We start from the raw sequence: 12,218 nt of genomic DNA, 5'->3' as shown, positions 1-12,218 counted from the left end.
CCCCACTGGAGGGCGAGATGATGAAAGGTCAAAGAGGTTTTGTGTTGATGGCGAAGCGGCCGTTTTCCGGTTTGCTTCAGTTGGGTTCCCGCTGGATCGCCGTGCACCGTGAACGCCAGTTGTTGATGGGCATGAGCGATGAGGCGCTCAAGGACATCGGGCTCAACCGTGGCGATGTCGAGCAGGAAAGCCGCCGGCATTTTTGGGAAGACCCGCTGCGAAAATGACTCGGGATGCAGTAGGGTGGTTCGCGAGCACACAAGGAGATGCACATGCCCGCAGAACTGTCCTTTTCCCTCAAGCAGGCGCGACGCCTGGCGCTGGCCGCCCAAGGCTTTTCCGGGCGCCAGCCGCCGGCGCTGATCAAGGCCGCGCAGGTCAATCGCCTGGTTGAGCGTTTGGGCGTGTTGCAGATTGATTCGGTAAACGCGGTGGTGCGCTCGCACTACCTGCCGCTGTTTTCCCGTTTGGGTAACTACTCTCCCTTGATTCTTGAACAGGCCGCGTGGAGCTCGGGTCGGCGCCGTTCACTGTTCGAGTATTGGGGCCACGAGGCCTCGTTGCTGCCAATGGCGCTGTACCCGTTGATGCGCTGGCGCATGGAACGGGCGGCTCAGGGGCAGGGCATCTATCAGCAGATGGCCCGCTTTGGTCGCGAACAACAGGCCACCATCACCCGGGTGCTGGGCATCGTCGAACAGCAGGGCGCCTTGGGTGCGGGCAGTTTGTCGACCCGCGAGGAGCGCGCCGGTCCCTGGTGGGACTGGAGCGATGAAAAACATGCCCTGGAATGGTTGTTCGCAGCAGGCTTGGTGACCGTCGCCGGACGCCGGGGGTTTGAGCGGTTGTATGACTTGCCGGAGCGTGTGATCCCGGCGGACATTCTCCAGCAAGCCCCCTTGAGCGAGGCCGAGGCCCAGCGCGGCTTGCTGCTGCACAGCGCCACGGCGTTGGGGGTGGGTACTGAAAAAGACCTGCGCGACTACTTCCGCCTGGACCCGGGCGACAGCCGTGGACGCCTGGCGGAGTTGGTCGAGGACGGGCAATTGGTCACGTGCCAGGTCCAGGGCTGGAAACAGCCGGCCTATTGCCTGCCCGAGCCAAAAGTCCCGCGCAAGGTGCCTGCCAGTGCGCTGTTATCGCCTTTTGATTCGCTGATCTGGGAGCGTAGCCGTACCGAGCGTTTGTTCGATTTCCGCTATCGGCTGGAGATCTACACGCCCCAGGACAAACGTGTGTACGGCTATTACGTGTTGCCGTTCCTGCACAATGAGCGGATCGCGGCGCGGGTGGATTTGCGCGCGGAGCGGGCGGCAGGGCGCCTGGCGGTGCATGCCGTTCACGAGGAAGAGCCGGGGCTGGACGAGGAGGGCATGCAGGCGCTGGCCCTGAATCTGCGGCAGATGGCCGACTGGCTCGGGCTTGAGCAGATACAGCTCAATTGCCAGCGGGCCAGTGCGGCGCGGTTGCGCGTGGCGCTCTTAGCGCTTGACCTGTTTTAGCGTCTCGGCAATCAGGAAGGCCAGCTCCAGCGACTGATCGGCGTTCATCCGTGGGTCGCAGTGGGTGTGGTAGCGGTCCGACAGACCGTCCTCGGTGATCGGTCGCGCGCCGCCGATGCATTCGGTGACATTCTGCCCGGTCATTTCGATATGAATCCCGCCGGCGTAAGTGCCTTCGGCTTCATGCACCTGGAAGAATTCCTTCACCTCGCTGAGGATCTGCGCGAAGTCCCGGGTCTTGTAGCCGCTGCTGGCCTTGATGGTGTTGCCGTGCATCGGGTCGGAGCTCCACAGCACCTGCTTGCCTTCGCGCTGTACCGCGCGGATCAGGTTCGGCAGGTGGTCGCCGACCTTGTTCGCACCCATGCGCGCAATCAGGTTCAGGCGGCCCGGATCGTTGTCCGGGTTGAGGATGTCGATCAGGCGGATCAGGTCGTCGGGGTTCATGCTCGGACCGACCTTGACCCCGATCGGGTTGTTCACCCCGCGCAGGAATTCGACGTGGGCACCGTCCAGTTGACGGGTACGATCACCAATCCACAGCATGTGTGCCGAGCAGTCGTAGTAGTCGTTGGTCAGGCTGTCGCGGCGCACGAAGGCTTGTTCGTAGTTGAGCAGCAGCGCCTCATGGGCGGTGAAGAAACTGGTCTCGCGCAGTTGCGGTGAGCTGTCCATGCCGCAGGCGCGCATGAAGGCCAGGGTTTCGTCGATACGGTCGGCCAGTTGGCTGTACTTCTCGGCCAGGGCCGAGTTGGCGATGAAGTCCAGGTTCCACTTGTGCACCTGATGCAGGTCGGCAAAACCGCCCTGGGCAAAGGCTCGCAGCAGGTTCAGGGTGGCGGTGGACTGGTGATAGGACTGCAGCAGGCGGTCCGGGTCCGGCACGCGGCTTTTTTCGTCGAAGCCGATACCGTTGACGATATCGCCGCGGTAAGCGGGCAGGGTGACGCCGTCGATGGTTTCATCGTTGGAAGAGCGCGGCTTGGCGAACTGGCCGGCCATGCGCCCGACCTTGACCACCGGGCAGCCGGCGGCGAAGGTCATCACAATCGCCATCTGCAGCAGCACCTTGAAGGTGTCGCGAATTTTTGCCGCCGAGAACTCGGCAAAACTCTCCGCGCAATCGCCGCCTTGCAACAGGAACGCGCGACCCTGGGTCACCTCGGCAAACTGACGGCGCAACTCACGGGCCTCGCCGGCAAACACCAGCGGCGGATAGCTCGCCAGGTTTTGCTCGACCTGCGACAAGTGTGCAGCGTCAGGGTACTGGGGTTGTTGCTGGATCGGCAGGGCGCGCCAGCTGTCGGGGCTCCAGGGTTGGCTCATCATGAACTCGAGTGATTTGCGGTCGGGGCTGCCATGTTATCAGCAATTAGTACGTGACCTGCTGCCGCCGGTTCGCCCACAATCCCGGCTTTCCCGTTGGCACGCCGTTAGGAGTTGCAATGTCTGAGGAGCGCGTCGAGCGCCTGCTGGCCGAGGTCCATGATGACTTCGGCATGATCCGCGTGCTGGAAGTGGCCGATTACCGCTTTCTCGAGTTTGGCGATGCCATCGAGCAGAGCTGCGTGTTTACTGCCGACCCGAGTTGGCTGGAATACGACTACACCCGCGCGATGTTGATTGGGGCGTTGTGCCATGAGCGGCCGGAGAGTGCGTTGTTCCTTGGGTTGGGGGCGGGGACGTTGACCCAGGCGTGCCTGAAGTTTCTGCCTCTGGACGATGTTGAAGCCATCGAGTTGCGGCCGGATGTGCCGCGCCTGGCCATCGAGTTTTTGGGGCTGGACGATGATCCTCGGTTGTACATCCGCGTTGGGGATGCCCTGGAGTTACTGCCCACTGCGGAGTCGGCGGACCTGATTTTTGTCGATCTGTATACGGATGTTGGTCCTGGGGTGGGGCATCTGGCCTGGACGTTTCTGGAGAACTGCCAGAAGAAGCTCAATCCTGGTGGGTGGCTGGTGATTAATCAGTGGGCTACCGATGATGGCAAGCCGTTGGGGGCGGCGTTGTTGCGTGGGTTGTATCACCGGCATTATTGGGAGCTGCCGGTGAAGGAGGGGAATGTGATTCTGCTGGTGCCGGCGGATCTGGATCAGGGGCTTGATGTGGCTGCGTTGTCGGCTCGGGCGGAGGTCTTGGCGCCGCGGTTGGGGTATTCGCTGCAATCGCTGATTAAGGCGATTCGGCCGGCTACGTAGGTTTTTGGGGGTGTACATATCCGTTATTTGGGTAACGGCGGCTTATGGTTCCGCTCTTACAGCGGGTCACTTTGCAAAAGCGGCAAAGTAACCAAAACGCTCTGCCCCGCCTGTCGGCACCTCGCCTAGGCTCGGTGTTCCCTCACTCCGGCATTGCTCCGCGGGTCGCCGCGACGGGGCGTCCCTGCCCCGTCGCGGCTAAACCGGCGTCCTGCCGGTTTACCCGCTCCTCAATCCCTGCGTTCGGCCTCGGGCTTATTGGGGCAGTCAGAGCCAGATCAAGATCAAAATCTACAGCACAGCGGCCTACAGGCCGGCTTGAGTGGTAGAAGCCAGAGCAAAAGCCAAAGCCAAAGCGAAAGCCAAAGCGAAAGCCAAATCTGAAACTGATGCAGCTCTGCTTTTCTGTGGGAGCTGGCTTGCCTGCGATGCAGACAACTCGGTTTTTCAGATGCACCCAGTTGATGCTATCGCAGGCAAGCCAGCTCCCACATTTGACCGTGCCCGCTCTGGCTTTAGATTTTGATGTTGCCTTTGCTTCACACCACTCAAGCCGGCCTGTAGGCCGCTGTGCTGTTGATCTGCTTTTGATCTTGATCTTAGGCGCCCCGTTAAACCACGCTGGCCGAACGCTGGTAGTACGGAGCGGGTAAACCGGCAGGACGCCGGTTTAGCCGCGACGGGGCAGGGACGCCCCGTCGCGGCGGCCCGCTTCGTGCTGCCGGAGTGAGGGCACACCGAGCCTAGGCGAGGTGCCGAGTGGTGGGGCAAGAGCCTTTTGGTTACTTTTGGGCTCCTTTCAAAAGTGACCCGCTGTAAGAGCGGAACCCATAGAAGCCATAACCAAAAAAACGGATATGTACCCCGCCCCAAGCCCCGATCAACAGCCTTTAAACACCCCGGGCCGCTTCTCGACCATCGCCCGTACGCCCTCCTTGGCATCCTCACTGTTCAACAGTTTCTCCACCAACACCGGCAACCCGGCCGCCGCGGCGGTCTCCCCCTCAATCCTGGCCTGTCGCGCCGACATCAGCGTGGCCTGCACCCCCAGCGGCGCCTGCTGTGCAATGCGGTTTGCCAGCGCCACCGCCCGGGGCAGCAAATCCTCGCTGGCCATCACCTCCTGCACCAACCCCAACCGCAGCGCCTCATGGGCATCAAATTCATCCCCAGTGAGCAACCAGCGCATGGCGTTCCCCCACCCGGCAATCTGATGAAACCGCAACGTCGCGCCCCCAAAAGGAAAGATCCCACGCTGCACCTCCATCTGCGCAAAGCGAGTGTTGCTGGCGCACAGGTTGATATCCGCCGCCAGCATCAGCTCGATCCCGATGGTCAGGCAATAACCCTGGGCCGCGACAATCACCGGCTTGCTCACCCGGGGCCCCGCGAAAACACCCCACGGATCACAACCACCCAACGGCGGCTGCCAGCCTTGTGCCATGGTCGGGCCCACATTGGCCAGGTCCAGCCCGGCGGTAAAGTGGTCGCCATGCCCAAAGACAATGGCCACCCGCGCTTCCTCATTGCGATCAAATTCGCCATACGCCAGGCTCAACTCATTGAGCAATTCCAGGTCGAACGCATTGCGCTTGGCCACGCGATCCAGGCCCAGTAACAGGATATGGCCCTGCTGTTCACGGCTGACGCGGCTGCTGGTGGCTGGGTTCATGGCGTGTGCCCTCGGGCGCAAAGGGAGGTTTCGGACCGAAGGGCCCGCTGTTCAGGGTGAACCGTTTAAGCGTCATGACCAACAGGGCCGGGCCTTTGAAAAATAGACCCTGGCGCCCGGATGCGCAAAGCCTTTGATGCAGAGCCGTTCACCTGGGTTTTCCGATAAAAAAAGCTCCCTTTTTCAGCGATTTCCGGTATAGTGCGCGCCGGCCTTTAACCGGGCCGCGTTTAGGTAGCGCAATTCCCCGAAGTCAGCTTCGGCTGCACGTCCGCACAGCGGACTCTTCCTTGACGAATCTTTTTCATTCATTCGTTTTCGCAAATCCCCGCCGACAAAGCAGCCAGGGCGACTCTTGAGTCTCAACACGGCATGCGCAGCTTTGGAGCATGGGTCTTTGCGGATGCACTTAGAGGCAGACCCATGACCCAGGAAACCGGCGGCTTCGCCGCTTTTAATCTTAACCCGAATATTCTTGCTGCCGTCATCGCGACTGGCTACGAAGAACCTTCGGCTATTCAGCAGCAATCGATCCCGATCATCATGGCCGGCCAAGACATGATTGGCCAAGCGCAAACCGGTACCGGTAAAACCGCCGCGTTCGCCCTGCCAATCCTGCACTGCATCGATCCTGCCAAGCGCGAGCCGCAAGCCCTGATCCTGGCGCCAACCCGTGAGTTGGCGCTGCAAGTAGCAACCGCTTTCGAAACCTACGCCAAGCAAATGCCGGGCGTTACCGTTGTGGCCGTTTACGGCGGCGCGCCTATGGGCCCACAACTGAAAGCAATCCGTAACGGCGCACAGATCGTTGTCGCCACTCCGGGCCGTCTGTGCGACCACCTGCGTCGCGACGAAAAAGTGCTGTCGACCGTGAACCACCTGGTTCTGGACGAAGCTGACGAAATGCTCAAGCTGGGCTTCATGGACGACCTGGAAGTCATCTTCAAGGCGCTGCCAGCGACCCGTCAGACCGTACTGTTCTCGGCTACCCTGCCACAGTCGATCCGTGCCATTGCCGAACGCCATCTGCGCGATCCGCAACACGTGAAGATCCAGACCAAGACTCAGACCGTTACCGCGATCGAACAGGCTCACCTGTTGGTTCACGCTGACCAGAAGACCTCGGCTGTATTGAGCCTGCTGGAAGTCGAAGACTTCGACGCCCTGATCATGTTCGTGCGCACCAAGCAAGCGACCCTGGACCTGGCCAGCGCCCTGGAAGCCAAAGGCTACAAAGCCGCTGCGCTGAACGGTGACATTGCCCAGAACCAGCGTGAGCGTGTGATCGACTCCCTCAAGGATGGCCGTCTGGACATCGTTGTGGCGACCGACGTTGCTGCCCGTGGCCTCGACGTTCCACGTATCACCCACGTGTTCAACGTTGACATGCCTTACGATCCAGAGTCCTACGTTCACCGTATCGGCCGTACCGGCCGTGCGGGTCGCGAAGGTCGTGCACTGCTGCTGGTGACTCCACGTGAGCGCCGCATGCTGCAAGTGATCGAGCGTGTAACCGGTCAGAAAGTTGCTGAAGTCCGCCTGCCGGATGCCCAGGCCGTTCTCGATGCCCGCATCAAGAAACTGACCAACAGCCTGTCGCCGCTGGTGGCTGACGCTGAATCGACCCATGGCGACCTGCTGGACCGCCTGACTGCCGATATCGGTTGCACCCCGCGTGCCCTGGCTGCAGCCCTGCTGCGCAAGGCTACCAACGGTCAGGCCCTGACCCTGGCTGCCATCGAGAAAGAACGCCCACTGGTACCGAACAACGCCCCGCGCGGTGATCGTCCAGAGCGTACCGGTGACCGTCCGGACCGTGGTGATCGTGAGCGTCGTGCTCCGGTTCCATTGGCTGAAGGCCGTGCTCGCTGCCGTACCGCGCTGGGCGCGCGTGATGGCATCGCCGCCAAGAACCTGCTGGGCGCTATCCTCAATGAGGGTGGCCTGGCACGTGAAGCGATCGGTCGCATCCAGGTGCGTGACAGCTTCTCCCTGGTGGAGCTGCCGGAAGATGGTCTGGAGAAACTCCTGACCAAGCTGAAGGACACTCGCGTTGCCGGTAAGCAGTTGAAGCTGCGTCGCTACCGCGAAGATTGATCCGCCCCTGGGCTGATTGATCGAACATAAAAAATCCCCGACTGGTTCGGGGATTTTTTTTGCCTGCAATCAAGCGAAACGATAGATATCCATGCCCAGCGCGCCCAGGGTGAAGCCTTGGTGGGCGGTGCTGAATTCTCCGCCGGCGCCCCGGGCGAAATACAGCGGTAGCAGATGCTCGTCGCTGGGATGACTACGCACGGCATGGGGGGCCTGGCGGCGATAGTCGTGCAACGCGGCTTCATCGTTGGCTGCCAGTTTGCTGACCATCCAGTCGCGAAAGTCCCGCGCCCAGGGCTCGATGCTTTCCGGCCCGGCGTGCCAGTCCAGTTCGCCCAGGTTATGGGTGATGCTGCCGGAGCCGATCAGCAGCACGCCTTGTTCCCGCAGGCTCGCCAGTGCGTGCCCGACGCGGGTTTGCAGGGCAGGGCCCATGCGGCTTGGCAGCGACACCTGCACCACCGGGATATCGGCAGCCGGGTACATCAGCGACAGGGGTACCCAGGTGCCGTGGTCGAAGGGGCGTTGGTCATCAAGGCGTGCCTCCAGGCCATCAGCCTTGAGCAATTGCACGATTTGGGTGGCCAACTGCGGGTCACCGGGGGCCGGGTACTGCACGGCAAACAATTCCCGGGGGAAGCCGCCGAAGTCGTGCCAGGTCTCGGGGGCCGCGCTGCCTGTCACGAGCAAACCCTGGCTTTCCCAGTGTGCCGAGACCACCACAATGGCCTTGGGTCGTGGCAATTCGGCCGCCAGGCGCTTGAGGGCCGGGCCGCTGGCACCGGGTTGCAGGGCAAGCATGGGCGAACCGTGGGAGATAAACAGGCTGGGAAGCATGAGTAGGGTCCTGAGGGTTAAGATGGGACCATCTTCAATCAGATCATTGATCTAAATCTAATATAAGTTTTAGCGCTATTTGATCAAGTTTTAGGGTGAATCATGGAACCTGGATTTTGGCATGAGCGTTGGGCGCGCAATCAGACGGGTTTCCATCTGCCCGAGGTGAATCCTTATCTGCTGCGCCACTGGCCCGATCTGGGCGTGGCGAGCGGGGCGCAGGTGCTGGTGCCGTTGTGCGGCAAGAGCCTGGACCTGGTGTGGCTGGCGAGCATCGGGCATCGGGTGGTGGGGGTTGAGCTGTCGGAAAAGGCCGTTGAAGAGTTCTTCCGCGAGCAGGAGCTGACGCCGCAGGTTAGCCAGCGGGGCGCTTTCAAGGTCTTCCAGGCGGGCCCCATCGAACTGTGGTGCGGGGATTTCTTCGCGCTGGATGCCGGGGCCGTGGTTGATTGCACAGCGCTTTACGATCGTGCGGCGTTGATTGCCTTGCCACCGTTGATGCGGGCGCGGTATGCCGCGCATTTGAGCGGGATCATGGTCGGAGGCAGTCGCGGCCTGTTGATCACCCTCGACTATGAACAGACGCAAAAGGCCGGCCCGCCATTTGCGGTGAGCCACGAGGAAGTGAAGTTGCTGCTCGGCGCGCAGTGGAGCCTGGAGGTAATGGAGCAGCAGGACATTCTGGACGACAGCTGGAAGTTTGTTCAGGAGGGGGTCACACGCCTGGACGAGCGGGTTTATCGGTTGGCCAAGGGCTGAATCGCGCCCACAAAAAAGGGGCGATTGAATCGCCCCTTCTTCTTGTCGCTGTCAGCCGCGACGACGCAGTGCGTCAATCCGCTCTTCCAGCGGTGGGTGGCTCATGAACAGGCGAGCCATGCCCTGCTTGATGCCACCGTTGATGCCAAAGGCCGTCAGGGTGTTCGGCATGTGCACCGGCAAGCCCTGTTCGGAGCGCAGGTGTTGTAGGGCGCTGATCATGGCGCCGGTACCGGCCAGGCGTGCACCGGCTTCGTCTGCGCGGAACTCCCGTTTGCGCGAGAACCACATCACGATCGAGCTGGCGAGGAAGCCCAGCACCAGTTCGGCGAAGATGGTCGCCACGTAGTAGGCCATGCCTTGGCCCTGTTCGTTCTTGAAGATCACCTTGTCGACAAAGTTGCCGATGATCCGCGCGAAGAACATCACGAAGGTGTTCACCACGCCCTGCACCAGTGCCAGGGTGACCATGTCACCGTTGGCGACGTGGCCGATCTCGTGGGCCAGCACCGCCTTGATCTCGTCGGGCGAGAACCGCTCCAGCAAGCCCTGGCTGACGGCTACCAACGCGTCGTTCTTGTTCCAGCCGGTGGCAAAGGCGTTGGCTTCATAGGCCGGGAAGATCCCGACTTCGGGCATCTTGATCCCGGCTTCGCGGGACAGTTGCTCGACGGTTTGCAGCAGCCATTGCTCATGCCGGGTACGTGGCTGGGTGATGATCTGGGTGCTGGTGCTCATCTTCGCCATCCACTTGGAGATGAACAGCGAGAAAATCGAACCGGCGAAACCAAAGACCGCACAGAAGATCAGCAGCTGATTGAGGTTCAGATCAACCCCGTTGGCCGCCATGATCCCATTGAAGCCGAAAAGGCTCAGCGTGATGCTGGCAATCAGCACGACCGCCAGGTTAGTGGCCAAGAACAGCAGAATGCGCATCATGGTTGTAGAATTCTCCTCATGCTTAATATGTCGCGTACTGCGGGGTATATAAGGTGCGGCATGGGGCTATTCAACCGAGGGACTATTTCAAACTGTGTCCTACAGCTTGAATGTAGAGCCTTGAAGGGAATTTCCGAAGCCACGGGTGGCCCGGGCGTTCCGCTCCATTGCCTTGCGGCCCTGTAATTATAGGGTGATGCCGGAACAAGGGGCGAACCGGTAAGTGTAAAAGGTGAAGGGGCCCGCACAGGGCAGAGAAGTGTTGCCAGATAATCGCCGTACGACCGCGAGTGGGCCGTACGACGCAATGTTCGTTACTGGCGATAGGACTTCAGGAAATGGCCGATACGACCGATGGCCATCTCCAGGTCATCCACCCGCGGCAAGGTTACCACCCGGAAGTGATCCGGCCACGGCCAGTTGAACGCCGTGCCCTGGACCACCAGCAGCTTTTCCGACAGCAACAGATCGAGCACGAACTTCTCGTCGTTGAGGATCGGGCACACTTTCGGGTCGATCCGCGGGAAGGCGTACAGCGCGCCCATGGGTTTGACGCAGCTGACACCCGGAATCGCGTTCAGCAGTTCCCAGGTACGGTTGCGTTGCTCTAGCAGGCGGCCTTGTGGCAGCACCAGGTCGTTGATGCTCTGGTAGCCGCCCAGTGCGGTCTGGATGGCGTGCTGGCTCGGCACGTTGGCACACAGGCGCATGTTGGCCAGCATGTCGATGCCTTCGATGTAGCTTTGGGCATTGTGCTTGGGACCGGAGATCGCGATCCAGCCGGAACGGAAGCCCGCCACCCGGTAGGATTTCGACAGGCCGTTGAAGGTCAGGCACAACAGGTCCGGGGCCAGGGAGGCGGTGCAGATGTGCACGGCGTCGTCGTACAGGATCTTGTCGTAGATCTCGTCGGAGAACACCACCAGGTTGTGCTGGCGGGCCAGTTCGAGCATGCCCAGCAACACTTCCTTGGAATACACCGCGCCGGTGGGGTTGTTCGGGTTGATGATCACCAGGGCTTTGGTGTTCGGGGTGATCTTGGCCTTGATGTCGGCCAGGTCCGGGAACCAGTCGGCGCCCTCGTCACACAGGTAATGCACCGGATGGCCGCCGGCCAGCGTCACGGCAGCGGTCCACAGCGGGTAGTCGGGCGCCGGCACCAGCACTTCGTCGCCATTGTTGAGCAGGGCCTGCATGGACATGACAATCAGTTCGGACACGCCGTTGCCCAGGTAGATGTCTTCAATGCCGACACCTTCAACCTGCTTTTGCTGGTAGTACTGCATGACCGCCTTGCGCGCGCTGAACAGGCCTTTGGAGTCGCTGTAGCCCTGGGCGGTCGGCAGGTTGCGGATCACGTCCTGGAGGATTTCGTCCGGCGCTTCGAAACCAAAGGGTGCCGGGTTGCCAATGTTCAGCTTGAGGATGCGATGGCCTTCCTCTTCCAGGCGTTTGGCGTGCTTGAGCACTGGGCCGCGAATGTCGTAGCAGACGTTGGCGAGCTTGTTCGATTTGCTGACCTGCATGGCGATGTGATCCTGAAAATGAACGATCCAGACGGTGTGAAGACTACCGTGCTGAGAATCCTGCGTTGGCCTGATCCATAAATACGTTTGAATGCCGGTAACGCGGGTGCCAGACTGGCGCTTTGAAGAGGCGCAATCATACGTGCCGCCTGATCCATGGAAAAGACACAGATCAGGCTTTTTCAGTTGCCGAGGTGTACCGATGGAAAAGTTGCAGAAAACCGTTGATGAATGGAAAGCCATGCTCGACCCGGAGCAGTACAACGTGTGCCGTCTCAAAGGCACCGAGCGACCGTTCAGCGGCAAGTACAACGGCACCAAGACCGACGGCGTTTACCACTGCATCTGCTGCAATGAGCCGCTGTTCGATTCCAGGGCCAAGTTTGATTCCGGCTGCGGCTGGCCCAGCTTCTACGAGCCGATTGCCGAGCAGGCGATGGTCGAGATTCGGGACATCAGCCACGGCATGATCCGTACCGAAGTCACCTGTGCCAAGTGCGATGCGCACCTGGGCCACGTGTTCCCGGATGGCCCGCCGCCGACCGGCTTGCGGTATTGCATCAACTCGGTGTGCCTGGACCTCGTGCCACGCTAGACCCTGCGCCGGCTGCGGACCTTTGCGTCCGCAGCGGCCGTTATATCCAGGTATAAGTCCGGGCAATTCAATTGCACACAATTGAATTGT

Annotated in this window: 11 protein-coding genes; 6 read left to right on the top strand and 5 right to left on the bottom strand. The window is 60.9% G+C overall.

Going from position 1 to position 12,218, the window contains the following annotated elements; all coding sequences use genetic code 11:
* Window positions 1-20 precede the first annotated feature (20 nt).
* Both MUM_RS0127020 and MUM_RS0127015 read left to right on the top strand, forming a co-directional pair.
* On the top strand, window positions 21-227 hold the full coding sequence (locus MUM_RS0127020) for a DUF1127 domain-containing protein (RefSeq protein ID WP_010176154.1): 207 nt from the start codon (window positions 21-23) through the stop codon (window positions 225-227).
* A 45-nt stretch (window positions 228-272) separates the two neighbouring features.
* A complete protein-coding gene (locus tag MUM_RS0127015; protein WP_010176153.1) occupies window positions 273-1,502 on the top strand; it encodes a winged helix-turn-helix domain-containing protein in 1,230 nt (409 codons plus the stop codon).
* On the opposite strand, the gene MUM_RS0127010 is transcribed toward MUM_RS0127015, so the two are convergent.
* Window positions 1,482-2,828 (bottom strand): class II 3-deoxy-7-phosphoheptulonate synthase, encoded by a 1,347-nt coding sequence (locus MUM_RS0127010; RefSeq protein ID WP_010176152.1) that lies wholly within the window; start codon window positions 2,826-2,828, stop codon window positions 1,482-1,484. The two genes, MUM_RS0127015 and MUM_RS0127010, sit on opposite strands and share 21 nt — an antisense overlap.
* Before the next feature lie 119 nt (window positions 2,829-2,947).
* Between MUM_RS0127010 and MUM_RS0127005 the strand changes: the two genes are divergently transcribed.
* Window positions 2,948-3,703 (top strand): spermidine synthase, encoded by a 756-nt coding sequence (locus MUM_RS0127005; RefSeq protein ID WP_010176150.1) that lies wholly within the window; start codon window positions 2,948-2,950, stop codon window positions 3,701-3,703.
* An 880-nt stretch (window positions 3,704-4,583) separates the two neighbouring features.
* Here the strand turns inward: MUM_RS0127005 and MUM_RS0127000 are convergent.
* Window positions 4,584-5,375, bottom strand: a complete 792-nt coding sequence (locus MUM_RS0127000; RefSeq protein WP_010176149.1) for a crotonase/enoyl-CoA hydratase family protein — start codon at window positions 5,373-5,375, stop codon at window positions 4,584-4,586.
* Between the two features lie 423 nt (window positions 5,376-5,798).
* Between MUM_RS0127000 and MUM_RS0126995 the strand changes: the two genes are divergently transcribed.
* Entirely contained in the window at window positions 5,799-7,472 is a 1,674-nt protein-coding gene (locus tag MUM_RS0126995; protein WP_003209050.1) for a DEAD/DEAH box helicase, read from the top strand.
* Window positions 7,473-7,541: 69 nt separating this feature from the next.
* On the opposite strand, the gene MUM_RS0126990 is transcribed toward MUM_RS0126995, so the two are convergent.
* A complete protein-coding gene (locus tag MUM_RS0126990; protein WP_010176148.1) occupies window positions 7,542-8,309 on the bottom strand; it encodes a DODA-type extradiol aromatic ring-opening family dioxygenase in 768 nt (255 codons plus the stop codon).
* A gap of 102 nt (window positions 8,310-8,411) precedes the next feature.
* Here MUM_RS0126990 and MUM_RS0126985 point away from each other — a divergent pair, with 102 nt between their 5' ends.
* Complete coding sequence (locus MUM_RS0126985; protein ID WP_010176147.1) at window positions 8,412-9,068, top strand: thiopurine S-methyltransferase; 657 nt, start codon at window positions 8,412-8,414, stop codon at window positions 9,066-9,068.
* Window positions 9,069-9,119: 51 nt separating this feature from the next.
* Here MUM_RS0126985 and htpX read toward each other — a convergent pair whose 3' ends face one another.
* Complete coding sequence (gene htpX / locus MUM_RS0126980; protein ID WP_003209055.1) at window positions 9,120-10,007, bottom strand: protease HtpX; 888 nt, start codon at window positions 10,005-10,007, stop codon at window positions 9,120-9,122.
* 314 nt (window positions 10,008-10,321) lie between these two features.
* On the bottom strand, window positions 10,322-11,533 hold the full coding sequence (locus tag MUM_RS0126975) for a pyridoxal phosphate-dependent aminotransferase (protein WP_010176146.1): 1,212 nt from the start codon (window positions 11,531-11,533) through the stop codon (window positions 10,322-10,324).
* Window positions 11,534-11,735: 202 nt separating this feature from the next.
* On the opposite strand from MUM_RS0126975, the gene msrB reads away from it, so the two are divergent.
* Window positions 11,736-12,128, top strand: a complete 393-nt coding sequence (msrB, locus tag MUM_RS0126970; RefSeq protein WP_010176145.1) for a peptide-methionine (R)-S-oxide reductase MsrB — start codon at window positions 11,736-11,738, stop codon at window positions 12,126-12,128.
* Window positions 12,129-12,218: the final 90 nt, after the last annotated feature.

The organism is Pseudomonas sp. PAMC 25886 (genome assembly GCF_000242655.1).
Lineage (GTDB): Bacteria > Pseudomonadota > Gammaproteobacteria > Pseudomonadales > Pseudomonadaceae > Aquipseudomonas.
The sequence above is the reverse complement of the archived record's forward strand: the minus strand, read 5'-3'. Positions and strand labels throughout refer to the sequence as shown.